The sequence below is a fragment of the Bacteroidota bacterium genome (genome assembly GCA_016715425.1).
In the GTDB taxonomy this organism is placed as follows: domain Bacteria; phylum Bacteroidota; class Bacteroidia; order Chitinophagales; family BACL12; genus JADKAC01.
The window spans coordinates 195,477-220,530 of sequence record JADKAC010000003.1; the positions used below are offsets into that span (position 1 = coordinate 195,477).

Below are 25,054 nucleotides of genomic sequence, written 5' to 3' on the forward strand. Positions count from 1 at the left end.
TGAAACACGAAACTTGAAACTCGAAACCCGAAACATGAAACCCGAAACTTTTTTTTCATTGTCAATTGTCAACTGTCCATTGTCAATTGAAAAAAGGATATTCCACCTTCGTTAAAAACAACGCATGTGCGGGAGCTGATAATGCATATTTAAATCTTTTGCCTTCTTGAATTCCTTTTTCAAATTCTTGTAAGGTCATCCGCTCTTCTCCTATTTGTAACATAGCGCCAACAATTAATCGCACCATACCTCTTAAAAATCTATTGGCACTGATATAAAAAATCCAGTCGGTATCATTGGTAAAAATCCATTTTGCTTCAGTGATATTTACTATTGTAGTTTTCGAATCTGTTCTGCTTTTACAAAAACAGGGAAAGTCATTATACTTCACTAAAATTTCCGCAGCTTGTTTCATTAACTCCGGATTCAATTTATAAAATGGTTTGTAGTAATACAGTCCATAATCAAACACATCTTTTCTGCTGCTCAATCTGTATTCATAAATCCGTTGTGTGGCATCATATCTTGCATGTGCATTTTCCGCAACTTCAAAAATTTTCAGCACAGAAATATCCGGTGGAAGAAACGCATTTATCCGCAATAAAAAATTATCAGGGAATTCTGCTTTCGTATCAAAGTGTAAAAAAATTGTGAAGCATGCACTCCGGAATCTGTTCTGCCACAACCCAGACAATGAATAGCATCACGCAAAATAGTTTGCAGTGCATCATCTATTTTTGCTGAATGGTAATTCCGTTTGGTTGAATTTGCCAGCCGTTATAATTTGTTCCTCTGTATTGTATTTCTAAAAAATAGCGCAAGGCTTAAAGATAAAAACATACATGTTTTAAACTCTGATATATTTTTGCATTACATTCGTGAATCTATAATTACATAACATGATACAAAGAATTCAATCTGTTTATTTGCTTGTTACCACCTTGCTTTTAATAATATTTATTATGTCTGCATCGGCTGCAAACGACTTTATGCTGTATTACCCAAAAGAGAACATGCTGCTATTAATCATGACGTTCGTTATTGGCGGCATCACACTGCTGAATATATTTCAGTTTAACAATCGCATGCGTCAAATTACTATTTGCAGATTCTTAATTGTTGCAATACTTCTTCTACTTATAATCACATATCTGCGCATAGAAAAAACAGTCCCGGAATTCACCATACTTTGGGGATTCTATATGTTACCTGCCGCAATGGTATCTCTTTATCTGGCAATGCGATCTATTCAACGTGATGAGAAAGTGGTGCGTGATATGGATAGGTTGCGTTAATAATTACGCATTCAAAACATGTTGCCAATCCTTTTAAATGTTTTACAGAATGGAGTGATAAAAATCATTTCAAAAAATTCTGCTAAACAAGAAGATTTTCGATAGTCACATGATCTTATATTTAAGCCGTATTAAGGTTAATGAAATGTCAATTGGAAACACAAATTATCAATTATCCAATTTATTTACGCTGATTCCTGTTCTTTACTTTCTATTGTAGAAGATAGCCTTTTTCACAATTCTTTTTAGTTATTGATAATCAGCGATTAGCACTGATTCCAACCCCTGTTTTTATGATGTTTTAATGCAAAAGCCAATTAATTTTGGTTTAACAATTTTTGATCTATACCCCTTATTTAATTCGCCGAATCATGTTGATGAATTCTTTACCGGGTGAAATTAAAAATTAGCTATCCTAACACACACACAAAACAGTACCCGTAATGAAAACTCTTTTTTCAACTTTGCTTATTGCATTATTTGTTGCGAACTCCTTTGTTTCTTATAGTCAAGCTGTGGGAGATTATAGAAGTGTAGGATTTCTCTTTGCAATTCAATGGAATAATTTAGCTACTTGGGAACGATATAATGGCACCAATTGGGTTGTTCCTACAGCCGCACAAGGTTATCCCGGGGAAAAGACAGGAACCGGAGTTGTTAGTACACAAGCATTTTCTAATTTAGTCTAAATGTAACCCCTGCCAATCCAATCGGCAGTTTGGTTATTATTGCCCTTAGTAGATTTACGTTTGGTAACGATGCAACAAGCCGAACTTTAACTGTTACCGGAGGAATTACAAATACTGGAGCAGGGGCGGGTGGTATTTATGTTGGAAATTATACTGCTACTCATCAATTAAACGTTGGCGGCAATTTGATTAATAATGGGGATTTTGATTTATACAATATAACTTTCTTTTATACTGCTAAATGCAATATCACTTTTAACGGAAGCAGTAATCAAACAATTTCAGGTATCGGCGGCACAAACGATTTCAATCTTATTACAGTAAATAATACCGGCGCTGCAAACAACAATATTGTAGAAGTTACCTCAACAAATTTCACAGTACCCGCAGGTTTTCTAACTCTTACTGATGGAATATTTAAAGTATCAGGAGCCTTTACTTTAACCAATACATTTTTTAATACAACCAATTATACAATACCTGCCGGAACTGGCTTATGGTTGAATAATGGAAATATAACCGTGAGTGCTCAGGCAAATTCAATTACCATGAATGGTTTAATCCGTGTTACTGCCGGAAAATATAATGTGGGCACTTTAGCAAATCATGATTTGACTTATGGCAATAATTCAGAATTAACAATGGAAGGCGGACTATTAAATATTCAGGGATTTTTTCATGGTGCTGCAACAGGTAATAATAATATTTTCACCATGAGTGGCGGCACAATGACAGTTGGTATTACCTCATCATCCAATGCCACTTATTCCGCATTCGATTTGCGCACAACAGGTTCTACTTTTAATACAAGTGGTGGAACAATTATTTTGCAAAACGCAAATACAAATACAGGTTTAGCTTATAGAAATGCAGCAAGCACTTATACAATTACAGGCGGAACTGTGCAGTTTGGTCTTGCTACTACAGGAACTGGCGCAAGCGATGATTTTGATGTGGTGGATGGTACTCGTTTCCCAAGTATAACTATAGTAAAAAACACCAGTACCCCAACGGTTAAACTACTTAATACCGCCAATGTGTATGGTAATATTTTAATTAATACAGGCACTTCATTATTGGCAAACAATCAAACAATTAACCTCGCAGGAAATTCATCAGCTATTGGCAACTGGACGAACAACGGCACCTTCACTCCCGGAACACAATCCGTGAATTTCATCAGTTCACATGGTGTGCAAACTGTTGGTGGAACATCATCAACTACTTTTTACGATGCACAAATAAATGGCTCAGGTATTTCACTTGCAGTAGCTACTACGGTTTCGCATGCACTTACACTTACTCTCGGTAATGCAACACTTAATACATACAATTTAAGTTTAACCCAAAGTGCAACTACCGCAGTAAGTGGAGGAAGTGCCACTTCGTATGTTATTACAAATAATTCCGGTCGTTTTATCCGCAATATTAATTCCGCTGCAAGTGGCACTTATGATTTTCCGATTGGCAGTGTTGGATATTTCAATCCCGCAAAAATGTACTGGGCTGCTGCTCCCGGTGTTACACAAATCAGTAGTCATTTCAGCATTACTGTTCTTACTAATCCTTCAAGTCTTACTGCCAAATTATATGGTGGTTCAGAAGATACTCCTGTTACTTCTTTTCTGAATAATGGCTATTGGGATTTTACTGCAACCGGCAGTACTTCCAATTATGATCTCACACTTACCAGTGGAGGTGTAACCAATATGGGTACATGGGCAGAAATGCATGCTATCTTCCATAATACATCCACTGCTTCTACCGGCTGGGGATTAGATGGAACACCCGGCACACCAGTGGATGTTTGGGCAGGAGACCCAACTTCAACCACAGGTTATGGTGGTATCATTTCTCCAAAAACAACAAGTCTAAATACGTTTGGATATTTTGGTATTGGTCGTTCTGATAGTGCCTATGTGTTGCCAATTGTTTTGACAGAATTTGATGCGGTAAATATCGGTTTGGCAAACTTGCTTACTTGGACTACCGCCACCGAATTAAACAATGATTATTTTTCAATAGACCGCAGCAACGATGCCCGCACTTTCGAAAGTATTGGTATCGTTAGTGGTGCAGGTAATAGTTCTGCATTATTGCATTATCAGTTTACGGATGAAGCTCCTCTTTCAGGTATAAATTATTACCGGTTGAAACAAGTAGATTTTAATGGCGACATATCTAACAGCATAATTAGAAGTGTGCTCAATACATCCACTATTGCTATAAATATTTATCCCAACCCGGCAACGGATTTTATAACCATTCAATTTGTAGGACAAGAACAAACCAATGTGTCTATTGCATTACTGGATCAAACAGGCCGACAAATACAACTGCATTACATTGGCGATATCGCAGAAAATCAGCTTGTACAATTGCCTGTTTCAGATTTGCCGGCAGGTGTATATTTTATAAAATTGATGCAAAACAATGCGCCTGACATCTACAGATTTATAAAACAATAAAAAAAAATATGGTCTTCCCCGCATCACGATAAATACAATTTGATGCTATAAATTCCGGCTTTTTTACACCCTAAAAAATTCACTTGTCAGGGAAATTGCAGGCTTTTCATCTTGCTATGTACAGCATAATATTTTTGTGCTTTTAAAAAGCAGCTCCCATTCCAGTTACAATACGCTGATTTACAGTGAAAATTTACAATTGTTTTTAGGCAGCTTCCATAAATTCCTGTTAACTTTACACTTGTCACACAACTATGCACTAAAACATCATAGTATATAGTGTTTGAAAATTATATTTGTATCCTTACTCATAAAACTATTTTGAATATGAAACTCTCTACTTCCTTCTTCGCATTTTTAGCTGTTTGTTTATTCGTGCCTTTATTGGGTTTTGGGCAGGTGGCAGGAGATTATCAATCTACAGGCGGTGTAGGAAATTGGAATGATCCCACAAAATGGCAGGTATTTACAACAAGTTGGGTTTCAGCTACAGAATATCCTGGCCAAAGTGCAGGAACAGGTGATGTTACAATTTTAAATACCTCTACAATAACTATTAATATTTCACCTAATTATGCAATTGGAAGTATAACAGTAAAAGGCAGCTTAAGCTTTGATGGCAATGCAAGCAATAATTTGGTTGTTACGGGTTTAGTAAAAGTAACTAGTGGTAAATCTTTTATTGTTGCCTCAGGAACGGGAAGTATTAATACGCTCACTATAGGTGGAAATTTAAGTAATAATGGTACAATGGATATGTATTTATCCCCTACAAATTATTGCGATATTATATGTAATGGATCAAGCAATCAAAATTCAAAACACTGCATCAGACTTACATGATGTAACAATAGCAACTACAAGTGGCGCAACTGTTACATTTACAACAGTACCCACAATTAATGGTGATCTAAGTGTTACTACCGGAACATTAATTACAGGCGACATCACTTTAGCGTCAGGTAAAAACTTAAGTGTTTCTGATAATGCGACTTTAAGTCTGACCGGGACTTCAATGGTTACAGTTTCGGGTACTGGTACTAAAACTTTTGGGACAACAAGTACTGTAGATTATTCCGGTGGTGGTGCACAAGCAGTTACTGCAGAAGATTACGGCAATCTAAATTTTAGTGGGAGTGGTTCAAAAACATTACCTGCGGTTACAATAAATGTGGCGGGTAATTTCACAACTTCAGGAAGTGGCGGTACATCCGCAGCGACAAATCCTATTAATATAACAGGTGATGTTTCCTTGAGTGGGGGTCCTGCTGCATTTAATGCCGGCTCTGCAACTATTACTGTGGGTGGTAGCTGGAATAAGGCTGGAGCAAATTCTTTTACACAAGGTACTAGTACAGTTATATTCAAAGATTCACCTGATATTGAAGTAATCAGTGGCGCTTCTACTACATTTTATAATCTTACAATAGATGGCTCCACTATCAGTCTTGATAAGAAGATAGAAGTGCAGAATACATTCAGTCTATTAAATGAAAATCTAATACTAAATAATTTCAGCTTAACATTAAGTAATGCCACCGGCTTATCCGGAGGAAGTAGTTCATCGTATGTTGTTACCAATGGAACAGGGCGGTTTATAAGGACTATTGGTGGTTCAGGTAATTATCTCTTTCCAATAGGTTCTGATGCTGGCTATAATCCCGCTGCTATGACTTGGAGTAGCTCTCCGGGTGCAACGCAAATTAGCAGCAATTTTAATAGTACTCCATTAATAAATCCAACAGGATTAACTTCCACTATTTATGGAGGAAGCGAACCCACTCCAATAACACAATTTTTGGATAACGGTTATTGGGATTTTACGGCAGATGTCACTCCAAATGTTTTTGATTTAACTCTGGTAGCAGATGCAGTAAATAATATGGGAGCTAATGATAGTTTTCATTCTATTTTCCGTAGCCCTAACACTGGAGCATCGGGTTGGACAGATGCAGGTACTTCACCTGTTCCATCCGCATTTTCTACTTCAACCATAACATTACAAATGTCAGGTGTAACTTTTATGAGATTTTACGGTATCGGCAGATCAGAAGAATATATTTTACCAATCGTATTAGTAGATTTTGATGGCTCAAACGTTGGTAATGCAAATGTGCTGAACTGGACTACTGCTACCGAATTAAACAATGATTATTTTACTATCGAGCGCAGTCTGGATGGCAAGAGTTATGAAGAGATTGGAACAGTGGCAGGTGCAGGACAAAGCAGTACTTTATTGAATTATGAATATACTGATGCGCAACCGTATTTAGGAACAAACTACTATCGCTTAAAGCAAACCGATTACAATGGTGCTTTCGATTACAGCAATGTAATCAGCATTAAAGTAAATGGCAATTTCGAAATGGGTTATCCTTATCCCAACCCGGTTGTGAATAATGTCAGCATGAATATATTAAGTGCTAACAGCGGCATTACTTATCTCCGCATATTTGATATGACAGGTCGTGAAATGTATGCAGAAAAAATTGCTGTCAACGAAGGCTTGCAAACCTTCGCTATCGACATGACCAACTTCGCAAGTGGAATGTATATTTCTGAAATTGAAATTGATGGAGTTTCTTATCGGAATACGATTTTGAAATAGTAAATGGCTTTTGGCCGTTGGCTGTTGGCAATTGACACATGGACAGTTGACAGTTGACAGTGAAAAAGAGTTTCGGGTTTCAGGTTCAAAGTTTCGAGTTTCAAATTTCGAGTTTCGAGTTTCAAAATTACTGTAAACCAGCCATCGCCATCTGCCTTAGCTATCGCTTTTTCCGATTCGGTTCTACGATTCTACAGTTCTACAGTTCTACTGTTCTACAGTTCTACGATTCTACAGTTCTACAATTTTTCAATTATCTGAATCACGCCTGCCTGCCCGGCAGTCCGTCTAAAAACCTCCGTTAAATTTTAAAAATACTAATTCCGGTTTTCTATAACTTATTAAATTTGATGGCTCAAACGTTGGTAATGAAATGTTTTGAACTGACTAATTTCTGAATTAAACAATGATTATTTTACTATCGAGCGCAGTCTGGATGGAAAGAGTTATGAGGAGATTGGAACAGTGGCAGGTGCAGGACAAAGCAGTACTTTATTGAATTATGAATATACAGATGCGCAACCGTATTTAGGAACAAACTACTATCGCTTAAAGCAAACCGATTACAATGGTGCTTTCGATTACAGCAATGTAATCAGCATTAAAGTAAATGGCAATTTCGAAATGGGTTATCCTTATCCCAACCCGGTTGTGAATAATGTCAGCATGAATATATTAAGTGCTAACAGCGGCATTACTTATCTCCGCATATTTGATATGACAGGTCGTGAAATGTATGCAGAAAAAATTGCTGTCAACGAAGGCATGCAAACCTTAGCAATCGACATGACCAACTTCGCAAGTGGAATGTATATTTCTGAAATTGAAATTGATGGAGTTTCTTATCGGAATACGATTTTGAAATAGTAAATGGCTTTTGGCCGTTGGCTGTTGGCAATTGACAATGGACAGTTGACAGTTGACAGTGAAAAGAGTTTCGGGTTTCAGGTTCAAAGTTTCGAGTTTCAAATTTCGAGTTTCGAGTTTCAAAATTACTGTAAACCAGCCATCGCCATCTGCCTTAGCTATCGCTTTTTTCCGATTCGACAGTTCTACGATTCTACAGTTCTACAGTTCTACTGTTCTACAGTTCTACGATTCTACAGTTCTACAATTTTTCAATTATCTGAATCACGCCTGCCTGCCGGCAGTCCGTCTAAAAACCTCCGTTAAATTTTAAAAATACTAATTCCGGTTTTCTATAACTTATTAAATGTGATTTAATCAGTTTATTGAAATGATTTTTTATAAAAATAATTTCTGTGCTGAAAAAAATAATTCGGTATATCGAAGCTAAATTCGTTTGCAGAGGTGCAAATAATAAAATGAGTTTCTTCATTAAGTATCTAAACAATTCTTTCTTATCAATTATATTAAATAACCTGCGTAAATTAAATGCGATGAGCATAAGTCCTACATCAGCACTTGCCCGTTTAATTCCCCGCTTAGTAGTGATGTAATAGAAGCCCCATTGCCTTTTTATTATGCCATATGGGTGCTCTACTATTTCTTGCCGTTTGCGATATAAACCTGCATTGTTCTGGATATTAATTTTATTTTGATCAACATAATTTTGATATTCACTTCTTTCTATTACACGACCTCTACTTCCTGTATTTTTTGTGCAGTTATTTAATGCAGGACATTCATTGCATGCCGTAGTTTTAAAGCGCTGCATAAGTATAGGTTCGGTGTGCTTTCTGCCCCGTGCATTTCTGTCTTTTTTATACCAGTTGCCGTTTGTTTTTAGTACTTGATTTTGCGGACAAGTGTAAGTATGTTGTACTGCGTCGTAGATAAATTCTGAAACATTGTATGCAGGTTCTGGAATCATAGATGCGGAAGATTTATCAGGTATAGCCACGAGTGTTTCAATACCCATTTCACAAGCTGTTTTTAATTCGCTACCGGCGTGATATCCTTTATCATACAGTGCTGTAATATCATTTGTTTTTAAAATTGTTTTCGCCCTGCGCAGCATACCACCCATCGCTTTATTGTCATTAGTGTTGGTGACTTTATAATCAATAATTAATTTGTTTTTAGCATCCACTGTTGTCTGCACATTGTAAGCAACTTCTATGATGTCATTACGGGTAATCATCTGCCGGCTGTCGGGGTCGCTCAGCGATATTTGTAGCTCGCCAGTTTGTTTTAATTGATCGGTAAGTGCATGATAAAATTCTTTTCTGTTTTCGTGTTTTGAAATTTGTTGTTCTATTATTTTTTGATTCTCTTGTTGTACATCATCTTTATCATCATCAGCCTGACGAAGCGCATCTGTATATTCAGCAAGTTTGTTATCTATGTATTGCAGATGGCGTTCAATTTTCTTTTGGTTGAAATTGTTTTTCTTACTGTTTTGAGCACGCAGTTTTGTGCTGTCGCCGGCAATTAATTTACCGCCGATTAAATCAAATTCTTTTGCAATGCTTACGGTGTATCTGAAAACTTTGCGAATAGCTTTTTCATTATCTCTGCGGAAGTTTGAAATTGTATTATGATCTGGCACAAGTTGTTTCATAAGCCACATTACTTCGATGTTGCGTCTGCACTCTTTTTCCAACACTCTTGATGAGCGCATGCTGTTGAGATAACCGTAAATAAAAAGTTTAAGCAAATCCTTTGGATTGTATGCAGGGCGACCTTCAGTATTTAGTTTCTGCACGAAACCAAAATCTTCTATTATAATGCTCTCTGCAAATAAATCAATTAAACGAACTTCATTATCAAAGCTGATAATTTGATCTAAACTTTCATTAAACAATACGGCCTGATTCCTATTTGTTCCTTGTATGTATTGCATATATAAAATTGCAAATCATAACTTATAAATTGAAGTTACTATTCAACAAAAATGTGTGGGTAGTTTTTAGACAGTTTGACGGCTGGCAGGGATTACACGGATTAATGGATTTCACGGATTTTTAAAATGCTCGAATTGCCATCGCTATTTGCCATCGCTATCGCCTTTTCCGATTACACAATTACACAGTTACACGATTCGACAGTTCTACAATTCTACAGTTCTACATCCCTCTGTTAATCATTTCCATTTGCACATTCTCACATTCTCACATTCTCACATCAGTTCTCCGGGCGCATTTGCGGGAACAACAATACTTCCTGAATGGATTTGCTGTTGGTCATAATCATTGTCAAACGATCAATACCAATTCCCAAACCGGCTGTTGGTGGGAGACCATATTCTAATGATCTTAAAAAATCTTCGTCCAACACCATTGCTTCTTCATCACCACGCTTACCTAATTCCAATTGTTCTTCAAAGCGAAAGCGTTGATCCATCGGATCATTTAATTCGGTGAATGCATTACACAATTCTTTACCGTTTACTATTGCTTCAAACCGTTCAACCAATCCCTCTTTGCTGCGATGTTTTTTTGCCAAGGGACTCATCTCAATCGGATAGTCGGTTATGAATGTAGGTTGAATTAAAAACGGCTCGCATTTCTCGCCAAATATTTCATCAATTAATTTTCCTTTCCCCATTGTTGCATCAATAGGCACATGCATTTTTCTGGCAGCTTCATAAATTTCTTTTTCATTCATCGCCGAAATATCTACACCTGTAAATTCATGAATTGCTTCAAACATAGTATAGCGTTTCCATGGTCGTTTGAAATCAATTACATTTTCTCCCACCGTAACTTTTGTATCACCTGTTGCGGCAATCGCCACTTGCTCAATCATCTCTTCCACCAAGTTCATCATCCACTCATAATCTTTGTAGGCCACATATAATTCTACCTGCGTAAATTCAGGATTATGAAACCGGTCCATGCCCTCGTTGCGAAAATCTTTTGCAAACTCAAACACACCATCAAAGCCGCCGACAATTAATCGCTTCAGATATAATTCGTTTGCAATGCGCAAATACAAAGTCATGTCCAATGTATTGTGATGCGTCTTAAACGGACGAGCTGCAGCACCACCATAAATGGGTTGCAGAATTGGTGTTTCCACTTCCAGATATTCTTTATCCATTAAAAATTTGCGAATGGTATTTACAATTTTTGCACGGGTGATAAATATTTCACGCACATGCGGATTCACAATTAAATCCACATAACGCATTCTATACCGTTGCTCCGGATCCGTAAATGCATCAAACACATTTCCATCCGCATCTGTCTTCACAATCGGCAATGGCTTTAATGATTTGCACAACAATTTTAATTCAGTTACATGAATAGTTGTCTCACCGGTTTTAGTGGTAAATGCATATCCTTTCACACCAATAATATCACCGATATCCAAATGCTTTTTAAACACTTCATCATACAATGTTTTATCCTCTTCTTTACAAATATCATTTCTGCTGATATACAATTGAATGCGTCCTGCCTGATCCTGAATCACGGCAAAAGAAGCTTTACCCATAATGCGCTTACTCATTAATCTGCCGGCAATGGATACATTTTTAAAATCCGATGAATCGGTTTTATAATTCTCTAAAATTTCTTTGCTGGAAACATTCACATCATAACCTTCTGCAGGGTAAGGATCAATTCCCATTAATCGCAATTGGTGTAAACTTTCTCTTCTTATTAATTCTAATTCGTTCAACGACATTACATTTTTATTTAGGTGGGTAAAATTACACAATCAACCCTATGATACTGATGAACAATTGACAGAAAAGCCCCACAAAAGCAATACCTTTACCGCCTTGCAAAAAAAATTATGATTTCGAAAGAACAAAAAATAACAATCACCACTAAAGAGGGTGCACCGATAGATGTACCACCCGAAGGTTCACTGGGTTTACTTGCATTAGGATATAAAGGTTTAATAGCATGGCGGGAAGCGAGAGCCAAATTCGCAAAGACGATGAAAGAAAAAAATGCGAATGAAAAAGCCGAAGAAAAAGCGAAAGCAAAACCGATAGAAGGAAAGAAAAAAACTAAAAAATAAGCGGAAGTGCAATGGGAAAAAGATTAGCAAAAAAAGTATTATTAATTGGATGGGATGCGGCAGACTGGAAAGTAATTAATCCATTGATGGATGCAGGCCACATGCCCACCTTAGAAAAATTAGTAAACGGTGGAGTAATGGGAAATCTGGCAACTTTAGATCCGCCTTTATCACCCATGTTATGGACATCTATTGGCACAGGAAAAAGACCATATAAGCACGGCATCCATGGATTTACAGAACCCGATCCTTCGGGAAAAGGAATTCGCCCGGCATTTATTACATCAAGAAAAGTAAAAGCGGTTTGGAATATTTTAAATCAACATGGATTAAAAAGTCATGTAGTGGGATGGTGGCCAAGTCATCCGGCAGAGCCAATTAATGGCACTATGATTTCCAATTTATACCAAAGAGCTACCAAGCCTATTAATGAAAAATGGCCGATGGCTGAAGGCACCGTACATCCTGCGGAGAAGGCAGAAATTTATGCGAAAATGCGTATTCATCCGGCCGAGTTAACGCCCGCACATATTTTACCTTTTGTACCTACAGCAGCGAAAGTGGATCAGGAAAAAGATAAACGATTGGGTATGCTGGCAAAGGTGATTGCTGATTGCAGCACTATTCAGGCAGCAGCTACTTATATTTTAGAAAATGAAGAATGGGATTTTGTAGGTGTTTACTTCGATGCTATTGATCACTTCTGCCATGGCTTTATGAAATTTCATCCACCTCAGTTACCCGGTATGCCGGACGATTTATTTGAAACCTATAAAGATGTGGTGATAAGCGGATATAAATTTCATGATATGATGTTGGAACGTCTGCTGCAATTAGCAGGTGATGATGTTACAGTGATGCTAATTTCTGATCATGGATTTCATCCCGATCATTTGCGTCCGATTGCGTTGCCAAAAGAACCTGCGGCTCCGGCTTATGAGCATAGTCCTTATGGTGTGGTTGTATTAAATGGTCCGCATATAAAAAAAGATGAAAGAGTGTATGGTGCAAGTATTTTAGATGTAACTCCTACACTACTTACATTATTTGGATTACCTGTGGGAGCGGATATGGATGGCAATGTAATAGTGAATGCCTTTGATGAAAATATTACCGTAGAACAAATTCCAAGTTGGGATGATATTAAAGGCGATAGTGGTGAACATCCTGCCGATAAACAAGAAGATCCGTATGCTGCTCAAGAAGCATTGGAGCAATTAATAGAGTTGGGCTATGTAGATAAACCGGATGAGAATATTGAGAAGGCAATTCAGAAAACGGTGAATGAAAATAACTACTACTTAGCGAGGTCTTATATCAATGGAAGACAACATAAACCTGCGATTGAAATACTCACAAAACTGTTTGAAGAAAATCCGGATGTTACCCGCTATGGAATGCGTCTGGCTACCTGTTATCAAACATTAAATATGATAACTGAATGCAGAGAAGTATTATCAAAAATAAAAGCAGAAACAGGTAAGGATTCTTTGAGTATGTTGGTGATGGAAGGCAATCTGCTGATGATAGAAAATAAACCGAAAGAAGCATTAGCCATTTTTGAAAAAATAGAAAAAGAAGCACCTGCATCAAGAATTAATATGCAGCTCGGCAGATCATATATGTTGCTGAAGCGTTGGGCAAAAGCAGAAAAAGCGTTCCGTAAAGAATTGGAATATGACCCCCGAAGTGCATCGGCATTTCATGGACTCGGCATTACATTATTGCGCAGAGGAAAATACGAAGATGCATTAGAACAGTTTTTGAATTGTGTGGGATTAATGTATCATTATCCGGTGGCGCATTATCATATTGGCGAATCATTGTATTATATGAAAATGTATCAGGAATCTGCCGAAGCTTTTGAAGTGTGTTTGAAAATGGCACCGGGAATAAATAAAGCAAGAGCCTGGTTAAATAAAATATATACCGAGCATTTAAAAAATCCGGAACAAGCAAAAGCACATACAAAAGAATTGCAGGATAATTTAAAAGGTACTATCACAATTGTAAGTGGCTTGCCAAGATCAGGAACAAGTTTGATGATGCAAATGCTGGAGAAAGGTGGTCAGGAAATATTTACCGATAAGTTGCGTACTGCGGATGAAAATAATCCTAAAGGTTATTACGAACATGAAATGGTAAAATCCTTAGGAAAAAATAAAACTTGGTTAGGTGAGGCAAATGGTAAAGTGGTGAAAGTGATTTCACATTTATTATTCGAACTTCCCACGCAATATGAATATAGAATTCTATTTATGGAGCGTAACATGGATGAGGTGTTGATGAGTCAGGCAAAAATGTTGGTGCGTTCCGGAAAAATGAAAGAGCCTACAGTTAATTTAAAATTGATGCAGGCATTTAAACTAAATCTCACAAGGGTAAAAGCATGGGCACCTATGCAAAGCAATGTGAAAATATTATATGTATCACATAATAATCTTATTCAAAATCCTAAAGCAGAATTAGAAAAGATAAATGCATTTATGGGTGGTAAGCTGGATATAAATGCAATGGCAAGTGTAGTAGATAAAAATCTGTATCGGGAAAAAGTATAAACTAATGTCAGAGAGAAAAGTAAAATATTATTGAAACGATTGGCTGCATATTCAGTGGCTTCTATCGCATTTGTTGCAATACATGAAGATGCTCAGGCATTTGTTGTTTATAATGATTTGGATCCGGATTCACTGGTATTGGGAAATGATACAATCTTACTCGATATAGATGGAGATGGAATAAATGATATCAGGTTTTGGATAGAAAGTAAAATCAGTTCTATTGAAAGTTCAGGTGGATTAATGGTGCCTTATCAATATAGGTTTGCCTATGGGCAAGGTATCAGCGTCAATGCGATTTTGGGAAAACAAAATACTTTAAGTAGTTATGTAATTAACTCCGCTTATATTTTTGAATCCGGAGATTTAATTGCGGATACAATTCCAAAATTTACTGCCAAAGCAAGATTAGCAGGATTTATATCTGTGGATGGTTCTGTAGTTTATGAAGGCGGTCCATGGTCAGGCACAGATAACAGTTATCTGGGAATTCGATTTAAAATTTCTGGTGCGACACATTTTGCATGGATAAGATTAAGCGTTGCGGAAGGAGGAAGTAGTATTCAATTAAATGCACTCGCCTGGGATAATCAGGTGGATGCTGGTATAGTGGCAGGAACAACAGTTGGCATAGCAGAAAATTCGGAATTAACTGCAATTAATATTTTTAGCAATCAAACTTCAATCATAATTCAATCAGAAGAGTTTTTAGAAAATGCCACTTGTAAAGTAGTTGATATAAGTGGTAGGGAAATTTATACTGCAAGTATTTCCGGCTATAAAATGAGATACCTGCCCAAACATTTCCGAGCGGAATTTATATAGTTGTTATCGAATCCAAGAATCACTTTATTACAAAAAAATATGGCTGAGCAAATAATTTATTGTGTAATATGTAAGTCAATTAAAAATCTAAATAAAAAAATAATTAGCATACTTATATGCTTGCAAAAAATTTCATTATTTTAGCCCTCGAAATTTCATTCATTAATTAATCATTAGATATCTATGAGAAAAAATTACGCTAAATCAGAAAAAACAAATTTAAAATTAGCTGCATATTCAGCTATGGCCGGCGCATTCGCCTTAACCGGAGCAGCTGCCAGCGCTCAAACGGAAATTATTTATACTGACATTGATGATGTTACATTAAATTTTGGGGAATTTTCAGTGTTGGATATTGATGACAACGGAGCATTAGATTTTTATTTTGAAGCTTACGGTAACACAGCAACCACAGCACCAGAATGGTCATGGGTTAAATTGTTTGGCTACTTACCTACAGCCAGTTATGGAAATGCGAATAACCAATTCGTTGGTTATGTAGGACCGGCGCTGCCTTACGGTAGTGCCCTGAACGAAGGATCAGCTATTGATTCTGGTGCTTCTTTTATTGGAACTAATGCTTATGGTAATGTAGGTTTTCTTGGTTCTATATATAGCGGCGCTACATATGGACCATTTGCAAATCAAACAGATAAATATCTTGGAATCCGTTTCGACATAGATGGTGAATTACATTATGGCTGGATAAGAATGGATGTATCTGTTGGCCCTGTTTCAGTAACTATTAAGGATTATGCTTACCGTTTAGGTGCTGACGAAGGAATTGATGCTGGTCAGACAGAAGTTGAAGTTGGAATTCCAACAATTGATGCAGCTAAATTAAATGTTTACAGCTTTGGCAATACAGTGAACATTGCAGTAAATAATTTAAATGCAACAAGTGCAACAGTTAAAGTAGTAAATGCAGTTGGCCAAACAGTTTATAGCAACGACTTGAATCAATCAGGAATGCGCATTAATCTGGAAGGTGCTGCTGATGGGGTTTACTTAGTAAATATTGTTGCTGATGGCGCAATACTTAACAAGCAAATTTTTATTAATAATTAATTACAATTTTTTAATACAAATAAAAAGCGTCCTGAAAAGGGCGCTTTTTTTATGCCTTCAATTTTAAAAATTCATTTCATTAAAACAGATTTAATTTCTTAATTCAAGATTTACCTTTGCAAAATATAAATAGCATAAAAAAAAGAGGATCGTTAAATCCTCTTCCTTAAAACTTGTATAAAGAATAATTTTATTTTACTTCTTCGCTTGTTGTATCTGTACTTTCTTCAGAAGGCTTTTCTTCAATAACTTCCGGAGCTTCCTCTGCTTTATCTTCTTCTTTCTCAGCAACTATTTCTTCTTTCTTTTCAACAGCTTTTGGAGCAGAGGTTTTTGAGGTAGCAGCACCACGACGAGTTCTTTTCTTCGTAGCAGTTTTGCTATCCTTCAACATACCTTCATTGTAATCGACCAATTCGATGATACACATTTCAGCATTATCTCCCGCTCTGTTATCACCTAATTTTAATATACGAGTATAACCTCCATTTCGAGTTGCAATTTTTACTGAAATATTGTTGAATAATTCAGTAACTGCTCTTTACTCCTCAACGAAGCAAAGACAGTACGGCGATTGTGCGTAGTATCTTCTTTTGCCTTAGTCATTAATGGCTCAATATACACCCTCAATTCCTTTGCCTTAGCCAATGTTGTTTGAATGCGTTTGTGCATCAACAAAGAGGTGCCCATATTCATCAGCATTGCCTTACGGTGACTGTAAGTTCTGCCCAGGTGATTTATTTTATTACCGTGTCTCATCTCAAATTATTTAATAGTGATGTTTCCCAACATCTGTTAATATTCTTCTTCTAATTTAAATTTTGAAAGGTCCATTCCAAATTGCAACCCTTTATCTAAAACCATTGCTTCAATTTCTACTAAGCTCTTCTTACCAAAATTTCTGAATTTCAATAATTCGTTAGTATCATACTTTACTAATTCAGCCAGACCATTAATTTTTGCGGCTTTCAAACAATTGTATGCACGCACTGAAAGATCTAAATCTTCCAAAGGTGTTTTCAATAATTTACGAATATGCAATGTATGCTCATCTACAGTTTCCGTTTCTTTTTCATGTACGGTATTGAAAGAAATATTTTCATCAGTAATCAACATCAGGTGCTGAATCATAATTCTTGCAGCTTCCTTAATTGCATCTTCCGGATGAATAGTACCATCGGTTTTTATTTCAATCAACAGTTTTTCAAAGTCTGTTTTTTGTTCTACCCTCGTATTCTCTATAGTGTAGCGTACATTTTTAATTGGAGTATAAATCGCATCAATAGGAATAACACCAATTGCTTCTTCAATTAGTTTATTTTCTTCTGCGGGCATATATCCTCTACCTTTTTGAATGGTAAGTTCCACATCCAATTTTACAAAAGGCTCCATGCGACAAATAAGCAAATCGGGATTCATTACCCGGAAATTATTTGTGTGCTTTTCTATATCCCCTGCTTTGAACTCTTCCTTGTCTTTAAGTGAGATAAATATTTTTTCAATTTGATTATCATCCCCACCTAATTCTTTTTCAATCGCACTTGTTTCAAATTCAACACTATCTCAGTGATATCTTCCATCACACCATTTATAGTAGAAAATTCATGATCTACTCCACTTATTTTTATTGCAGAAATTGCATATCCTTCTAAAGAAGAAAGCAAAATGCGTCTTAATGCGTTGCCGACAGTAACACCAAATCCGGGTTCCTAAAGGTTTGAATTCGAATGTACCTTCAAAGTCTGTTGCTTTTTGAAGAGTAATCTTATCGGGGCGCTGAAATGCTAAAATTGACATATCGTATTTTTAATTTTTATAAGATTAAATTACTTGGAGTATAATTCCACGATCAATAATTCCTTAATATTTTCAGGAATTTGATCACGTTCCGGTACATATTGAACACACCTTTTTGTTGATCAGAATTCCATTCCAACCAAGGATATCTTGTACCTCCGGGTTGTGCATTTCTTATCACTTCCATATCTTTTGATTTCTCCCTTACTGTAACTACATCACCCGGCCTTAAGCTATGTGATGGAGTATTTGCAATAGATCCATTTACTTCAATATGTTTATGATTCACTAATTGGCGTGCAGCCCGACGTGTTGGCGCAATACCTAAACGAAATACGGTATTATCCAATCTTGCTTCTAATAATTGAAGCAATACTTCACCGGTTGCGGCCTGGCGTCTTGCTGCATCAGAATATGTTTTAGCAAACTGACGCTCCAAAACACCATAAGTGTATTTTGCTTTTTGTTTTTCCTTTAACTGAAGGCCAAATTCAGATAATGATTTTTTCTTTTTGGACAAACCATGCTGTCCCGGTGGATACTTACGTTTATCAAACGACTTATCATATCCGAAAATCGGTTCAGCAAATGTTCTTGCTTTTTTGGTTCTTGGTCCTGTATAACGTGCCATGTAATATTGATATGATTAATTAATTATACTCTTCTTTTCTTAGGTGGTCTGCATCCGTTATGTGGCATTGGAGTGATATCCCGAATTACGGAAATATCCATTCCTGAAATAGCCACCTGACGAATAGCTGCTTCACGACCTGAGCCCGGACCTTTTACAAAAAACTTCTACTCTGCGCAAACCGGCGTCGTAGGCAGTTTTTGCAGCATCACTTACAGAAATCTGTGCTGCATAAGGTGTATTCTTCTTTGATCCTCTGAATCCTGATTTTCCGGAAGAAGACCATGAAATTGTTTGACCACTGTTGTTTGTAAAAGTTACAATCATGTTATTAAAAGTAGCATTGATGTGTACCTGTCCATCGGCATCTACCTTTACTACTCTTTTTTAGTAACCTTTTTTGATGATGTTGTTTTAGCCATTGCTATAGAATAATAGTTTTAAAATATTAAAGTTGTTATGGATTATCCTTTAGGTGCTTTCTTCTTTCCGGCAACTGTCTTTTTCCTACCCTTTCTGGTTCTTGCATTACTCTTGGTTTTTTGTCCACGAACTGGTAATCCTTTACGATGACGAACGCCCCGGTAGCATCCAATATCCATTAATCGTTTAATAGATAATTGCACTTCAGAACGCAAAGCACCTTCCACCTTAATTTCATTGCTGATAATATTACGGATTGCATTAATCTCATCATCATTCCAGTCTTTCACTTTCTTGCTTTCTTCTACATTAGCTTTCGCCAAAATATATTTAGCTCTGGTGTTGCCAATTCCGAAGATATAGGTAAGGCCAATTATGCCTTGTTTATTTTTTGGTAAATCAATACCGGCTATCCTTGCCATAATTTATTTTTTAACCTTGACGTTGTTTAAATTTTGGATTCTTTTTATTGATTACATACAGCACACCTTTTCTGCGCACTATCTTGCAGTCAACACTTCTTTTCTTAATTGATGGTCTAACTTTCATTACGTTATTATTTATATCTGTAAATAATTCTTCCTCTTGTTAAATCATAAGGCGACATTTCTATTGTTACCTTATCGCCGGGTAGAATGCGAATATAATGCATACGCATTTTTCCCGAAATATGAGCTACTATCTCATGTTCATTTTCCAATTTCACTCGGAACATTGCATTTGATAACGCTTCGGTTATTACACCGTCTTGTTTTATAAGTCCTTGTTTTGACATTAATGCGTTACCTTTTCTTTACTCTTGTATAAATTACTGTTTTTCAATTCTGCTTGTTCAATTGGATCAAAACTGGAAAGCAAATCTGCCTTGCCCTTTTTAACCGCTATTGTATGTTCAAAGTGCATACTCACTTTTTGTCTTTGGTGCGAATGGTCCAGCCATCATTTTCCTGCACTACTCTGGAGGTACCCATATTCACCATTGGTTCAATCGCTATCACTAATCCTTCCTGCAATCTTATTCCTTTACCTCTGGCTCCAAAGTTCGGTACTTCAGGTTCTTCATGTAAATCTTTGCCTATTCCATGACCTACTAATTCACGCACAATTCCATAACCATTAAACCTTTCTGCAAATTCCTGAATTGCATAACCGATATCTCCTATTCTATTTCCTATTTCTGCTGCTTCAATTCCTTTATAAAGAGATTGTTTTGTTACTTCTGCCAGCTTCACCACTTCATCGCTAACTTCACCTAAGAGAAAACTATAAGCAGAATCTCCGTGAAATCCGTTCATATAAACTCCGCAATCAAGCGAAACAACATCACCATATTTAATAATCTGGCCGGAAGGAATACCATGCACAACCACATCATTTACACTGGTACACAATGTACCGGTAAACCCATTATATCCTTTAAAGGTTGGGATTGCACCATTATCTCTAATAAACTCCTCCGCAATTGCATCTAACTGCAAAGTGGTCATCCCGGGTTTTATGATACTTGCTAAATGTGCCAATGTATCCGATACTAACAAAGAACTTTTTCTGATGAGTTCAATCTCATCTGTTGTTTTATAAATTATCATTCTTAAATACTCACAGGTGAACTAGATCGTCCCTTTATACGACCAGATTTCATCAGGCCATCATAATGCCTCATTAACAAATGACTTTCTACTTGTTGTAATGTATCCAATATTACTCCCACCATAATTAGTAGTGAAGTGCCTCCAAAGAATTGAGCAAATTGAGGCCCTACTCCAAAGGCAGTTGAAAATACCGGCATAATGGCAACTAAAGCCAGAAAAATTGAGCCTGGTAATGTAATTCTGGATAACACATTATCAATAAATTCCGATGTTTTTCTTCCTGGTTTCACACCGGGAATAAACCCACCATTCTTTTTTAAATCGTCTGCAATTTGTGTTGGATTGATAGTAATCGCTGTATAGAAATAAGTAAATATCACAACCAATAGTCCATAAATAATATTATAGGTAACTGATGTAAAGTCGTTTAGCTGCAAAATAAAACTACTTTGTGAATCAGGAAAAAACGTTTGCACCGTTCCAGGAATAAACATTAAAGCCTGAGCAAAAATGATGGGCATAACACCGGCAGCATTTATTTTCAAAGGAATAAACTGACGGTTTCCACCATATTGTTTTGCTCCAACAATTCTTTTAGCATATTGTACCGGGATTCTACGTGTTCCTTGAACCAACAGAATACTTGCCATAACAACTACAACAAGGAAAGCAAGTTCTAATACAAATGGTACAAGTCCTCCTGTATTTTCATTCACACGAGTAATAAATTCATTACCCAATGCAGCGGGTAACCCTGCAATAATTCCAACCATAATGATAAAAGAGATTCCATTTCCGATACCCCGGTCAGTAATTTTTCTCCCAGCCACATAGTGAACAATGTTCCTGTTGTTAACATAATTACACAAATGAACCAGAACAGAGGATAGGAAGTCATAATGAAATTAGCCCCTCCTGAAGATTCTGCCATTGACTTTAAATAAATAAAATATCCTGAGGCCTGGAATGCTGTTACAATTACAGTAAGTACTCGGGTATATTGGTTTATTTTTCTTCTTCCACTTTCACCTTCACGTTGCATTCTTGCGAAAAAAGGAACAGCTATTCCTAACAATTGCATTGCAATTGATGCGGATATATAGGGCATAATTCCTAAAGCAAGAATAGATGCCCGGCTAAAGCCCCTCCTGCAAATAAATTAATCAACCCTAACAAACCGCCGGAGCCGGATCCTTGAACTGCAGTTTTATAAAGGTCTGCATCAATACCAGGCAATATTACATAAGATCCAAGGCGATAAATAAAAAATCAACCCTACGGTGAAGATAATTCGCTTGCGCAGATCTTCGATATGCCAAATATTCCTTATGGTTTCTATGAAGTTTTTCATTCTTACTTATTCAATCACGTTTGCGGTTCCACCAATTGCTTCAATAGCTGCTTTTGCAGCTTTACTATAAGCATGTGCACTTACTTCCACTTTTGTGGTCAACTGGCCATTGCCCAAAACTTTTAATCTTTGGCCTGCCTTAATTATCCTATTGGCAAATAGCATTTCCGTATCTAATTTGGTAATGCTAAATTTATCCGATAATTCCTGAATCTGTTTAAGGTTCAACTCCACATAATCCACTCGGTTCAGATTTTTAAATCCACGTTTAGGAACTCTGCGTTGCAATGGCATCTGCCCACCTTCAAAATGGTGTTTCTTTTTATTACCTGAACGTGAGTTTGCACCTTTATGACCACGTGTGGAGGTACCACCTGTTCCTGATCCTTGTCCACGACCCACACGTTTACGTGTTTTGATGGATCCTTTTGCCGGTTTTAAATTTGATAAATCCATATTAGGCTTTTTCCACTTTTAATAAATGTTGTACACTTCTTATCATCCCCATCACCTGTGGTGTTTCTTCAAGTTCAACTGAGTGGTTTAATTTTCTTAAACCCAATGCTTTCTCAGTTGCCTTTTGATTTTTAGGTCTGTCAATAGTGCTTTTAACGATTGTAATTTTTACTTTTCCCATAATACTTATCCGTTAAATACTTTTTTTTAAAGGCACGTTTCTTTGTTCTGCAATACGCATTGGTGTGCGCAATAGAGATAAAGCATTTATTGTTGCTTTAACCACATTATGCGGATTAGAAGAGCCGAGTGATTTTGCTAAAACATCAGTAACGCCTGCACTTTCTAATACAGCACGCATTGATCCTCCTGCAATAACTCCCGTTCCATGTGCCGCTGGTTTCAACATTACTTTACCTGCACCGTATTTTCCTTTTTGCTCATGTGGAATTGTTCCTTTGTAAAGAGGCACTTTAACTAAATTCTTCTTAGCATCATCGATGCCTTTCTGAATTGCCTCTGTTACTTCACGAGCTTTTCCTAATCCCTGACCAACAGTACCTTGTCCATCACCAACGATAACTAATGCTGAGAAACTAAATGTGCGACCACCTTTAGTAACCTTTGCTACCCGCTGAATGCCCACAACCTTTTCCTTAAGATCCAGTTCGGAGGCACGTACTCTTTGTATTTCTTTATTTACTGCCATAATTAGCTTTCATTTAAAATTTAAGACCTCCTTCACGTGCACCTTCAGCAATTGCTTTAATGCGTCCATGGTATAAATATCCACTGCGGTCGAAGCGCACCTCAGAGATTCCCTTTTCAACAGCAATCTTTGCCATTTCAACACCTATTTGTTTTGCAATTTCCACTTTAGTTCCTTTCACTTCTTTAAGAGAACGACTGGAAACCGAAGCCAAAGTATGCCCTGCAACATCATCAATAATCTGTGCATAGATTTCCTTATTACTTCTGAAAACAGATAATCTTGGGCGTGCAGCTGTACCGGAAATTTTATTCCGGATTCCATATCTGATTCGTGATCTGCGGTTTGTTTTTTTGCTTTGCATTTCAATACAATTTATTTACCTGCTGTTTTACCAGCTTTTCTGCGTAATATTTCTGTTTTGTATTTGATACCTTTTCCTTTGTATGGTTCAGGCTTTCTCAATGATCTGATTTTAGCAGCTACCTGCCCGATCAATTGCTTATCAAATGATTCTAAAATAATGGTTGGATTTTTACCTTTTTCTGATAGGGTACTTAACTTCACTTCTTTAGGAAGCACTATCATAATCGGGTGAGAATATCCTATTGAAAGATCCAATAGCTGACCCTGATTAGATGCACGATAACCTACACCTACCAATTCTAATTCTATCTTATAACCTTCCGAAACACCTTTCACCATATTCGCAATTAGTGCCCGATATAATCCATGCATTGCTTTATGGCGTTTTTGTTCAGTAGGTCTGGACACAGATAATACATTGTTATCAATACCTATGCTGATATCCGTATCCACTTTTTGTTTTAGTTCTCCCAATTTGCCTTTAACTGTAATAACGTTTTTATCACTTACGTTTACAGTAACTCCGTTTGGCAATTGAATGGGTGCATTTCCTATTCTAGACATTTCCGTTCAGTTTTCCTTTTTTAATAAATATAGCAGAGTACTTCTCCACCAACGTTTTGACGTTTTGCTTCCTTCTCAGTCATTATACCTTTTGAAGTAGATATGATGGCAACACCCAATCCACTTAATACTCGGGGCAATTCATCGGTGTTTTTATAAGTTCTCAAACCCGGACGGCTCACACGTTCAATTCCTTTAATTGCGGGCATTTTAGAAACAGCATCATATTTCAATGCAATTTTTATTGTCCCTTGTGGGCCTTCAGAGTCAAACTTGTAGCGGAAAATAAATCCGTTATCATACAAGATTTCTGTGAGCCGCTTCTTTACATTAGAAGCAGGAATTTCCACTATTTTATGATGGGCCATCTGCGCATTTCTAATGCGTGTCAGGTAATCTGCTATTGGATCCGTAATCTTCATTCTATTATTAATATTTTATTACCAACTTGCTTTTTTAATTCCCGGTATTTTACCATAAAGGGCCATATCTCTGAATTGATTACGGCATAAACCGAAATCACGGATATAACCTCTTGGGCGACCTGTTAACATACAACGATTGCGCAATCTCACTTTAGAAGAATTGCGGGGAAGGGCATCCAGCTCGTCCCATTTACCTTCTTTCTTTAATTGATCACGACGCTCGGCATATAATATTACCATGCGTTCTCTTTTTGCATTGCGTGCTATAATTGACTTTTTGGCCATACTTTTATT

General features: G+C 36.8%; 22 protein-coding genes and 7 pseudogenes. 10 read left to right on the plus strand and 19 right to left on the minus strand.

The window, feature by feature from the left end; translation table 11 throughout:
- Positions 1-82 precede the first annotated feature (82 nt).
- Positions 83-821 (minus strand): annotated as a pseudogene (gene truA, locus IPN31_05425) (tRNA pseudouridine(38-40) synthase TruA).
- A gap of 78 nt (positions 822-899) precedes the next feature.
- On the opposite strand from truA, the gene IPN31_05430 reads away from it, so the two are divergent.
- The 6 genes from IPN31_05430 to IPN31_05455 all read left to right on the plus strand — a co-directional run bounded on the left by IPN31_05430 (position 900) and on the right by IPN31_05455 (position 7,927).
- Positions 900-1,295, plus strand: coding sequence for a DUF4293 family protein (locus IPN31_05430; GenBank protein MBK8681342.1), 396 nt, complete (start codon positions 900-902; stop codon positions 1,293-1,295).
- Between the two features lie 443 nt (positions 1,296-1,738).
- Positions 1,739-1,984 carry a hypothetical protein gene (locus IPN31_05435; protein MBK8681343.1) on the plus strand — a complete coding sequence of 82 codons (246 nt, stop codon included), beginning with the start codon at positions 1,739-1,741 and terminating at the stop codon, positions 1,982-1,984.
- Positions 1,985-2,013: 29 nt separating this feature from the next.
- The gene (locus IPN31_05440; GenBank protein ID MBK8681344.1) at positions 2,014-4,452 is read left to right on the plus strand and encodes a T9SS type A sorting domain-containing protein; all 2,439 of its coding nucleotides are present in this window, start codon (positions 2,014-2,016) and stop codon (positions 4,450-4,452) included.
- A 327-nt stretch (positions 4,453-4,779) separates the two neighbouring features.
- Positions 4,780-5,295: a hypothetical protein gene (locus IPN31_05445; protein ID MBK8681345.1), complete on the plus strand. Its 516-nt coding sequence runs from the start codon at positions 4,780-4,782 to the stop codon at positions 5,293-5,295.
- Complete coding sequence (locus IPN31_05450) at positions 5,249-7,060, plus strand: T9SS type A sorting domain-containing protein (GenBank protein ID MBK8681346.1); 1,812 nt, start codon at positions 5,249-5,251, stop codon at positions 7,058-7,060. Before IPN31_05445 ends, IPN31_05450 begins: the two co-directional genes overlap by 47 nt.
- 465 nt (positions 7,061-7,525) lie before the next feature.
- Positions 7,526-7,927: a T9SS type A sorting domain-containing protein gene (locus IPN31_05455; protein ID MBK8681347.1), complete on the plus strand. Its 402-nt coding sequence runs from the start codon at positions 7,526-7,528 to the stop codon at positions 7,925-7,927.
- A gap of 289 nt (positions 7,928-8,216) precedes the next feature.
- Here IPN31_05455 and IPN31_05460 read toward each other — a convergent pair whose 3' ends face one another.
- Complete coding sequence (locus IPN31_05460) at positions 8,217-9,866, minus strand: IS1182 family transposase (GenBank protein MBK8681348.1); 1,650 nt, start codon at positions 9,864-9,866, stop codon at positions 8,217-8,219.
- A 281-nt stretch (positions 9,867-10,147) separates the two neighbouring features.
- A complete protein-coding gene (gene lysS, locus IPN31_05465; GenBank protein ID MBK8681349.1) occupies positions 10,148-11,653 on the minus strand; it encodes a lysine--tRNA ligase in 1,506 nt (501 codons plus the stop codon).
- A gap of 111 nt (positions 11,654-11,764) precedes the next feature.
- On the opposite strand from lysS, the gene IPN31_05470 reads away from it, so the two are divergent.
- The 4 genes from IPN31_05470 to IPN31_05485 all read left to right on the plus strand — a co-directional run bounded on the left by IPN31_05470 (position 11,765) and on the right by IPN31_05485 (position 16,446).
- Entirely contained in the window at positions 11,765-11,995 is a 231-nt protein-coding gene (locus tag IPN31_05470; protein MBK8681350.1) for a hypothetical protein, read from the plus strand.
- Between the two features lie 11 nt (positions 11,996-12,006).
- Positions 12,007-14,553: an alkaline phosphatase family protein gene (locus IPN31_05475; GenBank protein ID MBK8681351.1), complete on the plus strand. Its 2,547-nt coding sequence runs from the start codon at positions 12,007-12,009 to the stop codon at positions 14,551-14,553.
- Between the two features lie 39 nt (positions 14,554-14,592).
- Positions 14,593-15,378, plus strand: coding sequence for a hypothetical protein (locus tag IPN31_05480; GenBank protein ID MBK8681352.1), 786 nt, complete (start codon positions 14,593-14,595; stop codon positions 15,376-15,378).
- A 183-nt stretch (positions 15,379-15,561) separates the two neighbouring features.
- The gene (locus tag IPN31_05485; protein MBK8681353.1) at positions 15,562-16,446 is read left to right on the plus strand and encodes a T9SS type A sorting domain-containing protein; all 885 of its coding nucleotides are present in this window, start codon (positions 15,562-15,564) and stop codon (positions 16,444-16,446) included.
- 190 nt (positions 16,447-16,636) lie between these two features.
- Here IPN31_05485 and rplQ read toward each other — a convergent pair.
- The 16 genes and pseudogenes from rplQ to rpsN all read right to left on the minus strand — a co-directional run bounded on the left by rplQ (position 16,637) and on the right by rpsN (position 25,045).
- Positions 16,637-17,205, minus strand: a pseudogene (rplQ, locus tag IPN31_05490) (50S ribosomal protein L17).
- A 36-nt stretch (positions 17,206-17,241) separates the two neighbouring features.
- Positions 17,242-18,243, minus strand: a pseudogene (locus IPN31_05495) (DNA-directed RNA polymerase subunit alpha).
- 29 nt (positions 18,244-18,272) lie between these two features.
- Positions 18,273-18,874: pseudogene (rpsD, locus tag IPN31_05500) on the minus strand (30S ribosomal protein S4).
- A gap of 23 nt (positions 18,875-18,897) precedes the next feature.
- Positions 18,898-19,201, minus strand: a pseudogene (gene rpsK / locus IPN31_05505) (30S ribosomal protein S11).
- A 137-nt stretch (positions 19,202-19,338) separates the two neighbouring features.
- Complete coding sequence (gene rpsM / locus IPN31_05510; protein MBK8681354.1) at positions 19,339-19,719, minus strand: 30S ribosomal protein S13; 381 nt, start codon at positions 19,717-19,719, stop codon at positions 19,339-19,341.
- Positions 19,720-19,729: 10 nt separating this feature from the next.
- Entirely contained in the window at positions 19,730-19,846 is a 117-nt protein-coding gene (gene rpmJ, locus IPN31_05515) for a 50S ribosomal protein L36 (protein MBK8681355.1), read from the minus strand.
- A gap of 7 nt (positions 19,847-19,853) precedes the next feature.
- The gene (gene infA / locus IPN31_05520; protein MBK8681356.1) at positions 19,854-20,072 is read right to left on the minus strand and encodes a translation initiation factor IF-1; all 219 of its coding nucleotides are present in this window, start codon (positions 20,070-20,072) and stop codon (positions 19,854-19,856) included.
- Positions 20,072-20,886, minus strand: a pseudogene (gene map / locus IPN31_05525) (type I methionyl aminopeptidase). The gene infA and the pseudogene map overlap by 1 nt, the downstream one beginning before the upstream one ends.
- 2 nt (positions 20,887-20,888) lie before the next feature.
- Positions 20,889-22,240, minus strand: a pseudogene (secY, locus tag IPN31_05530) (preprotein translocase subunit SecY).
- 6 nt (positions 22,241-22,246) lie between these two features.
- A complete protein-coding gene (gene rplO, locus IPN31_05535) occupies positions 22,247-22,696 on the minus strand; it encodes a 50S ribosomal protein L15 (GenBank protein MBK8681357.1) in 450 nt (149 codons plus the stop codon).
- A 1-nt stretch (position 22,697) separates the two neighbouring features.
- Positions 22,698-22,880 carry a 50S ribosomal protein L30 gene (gene rpmD, locus IPN31_05540; protein MBK8681358.1) on the minus strand — a complete coding sequence of 61 codons (183 nt, stop codon included), beginning with the start codon at positions 22,878-22,880 and terminating at the stop codon, positions 22,698-22,700.
- 9 nt (positions 22,881-22,889) lie between these two features.
- Positions 22,890-23,405 carry a 30S ribosomal protein S5 gene (rpsE, locus tag IPN31_05545; protein ID MBK8681359.1) on the minus strand — a complete coding sequence of 172 codons (516 nt, stop codon included), beginning with the start codon at positions 23,403-23,405 and terminating at the stop codon, positions 22,890-22,892.
- Positions 23,406-23,418: 13 nt separating this feature from the next.
- Positions 23,419-23,769, minus strand: coding sequence for a 50S ribosomal protein L18 (locus IPN31_05550; GenBank protein MBK8681360.1), 351 nt, complete (start codon positions 23,767-23,769; stop codon positions 23,419-23,421).
- Between the two features lie 11 nt (positions 23,770-23,780).
- Complete coding sequence (gene rplF, locus IPN31_05555) at positions 23,781-24,335, minus strand: 50S ribosomal protein L6 (GenBank protein ID MBK8681361.1); 555 nt, start codon at positions 24,333-24,335, stop codon at positions 23,781-23,783.
- Between the two features lie 20 nt (positions 24,336-24,355).
- Positions 24,356-24,757, minus strand: coding sequence for a 30S ribosomal protein S8 (rpsH, locus tag IPN31_05560; GenBank protein ID MBK8681362.1), 402 nt, complete (start codon positions 24,755-24,757; stop codon positions 24,356-24,358).
- A gap of 18 nt (positions 24,758-24,775) precedes the next feature.
- Positions 24,776-25,045 carry a 30S ribosomal protein S14 gene (gene rpsN / locus IPN31_05565; protein ID MBK8681363.1) on the minus strand — a complete coding sequence of 90 codons (270 nt, stop codon included), beginning with the start codon at positions 25,043-25,045 and terminating at the stop codon, positions 24,776-24,778.
- Positions 25,046-25,054: the final 9 nt, after the last annotated feature.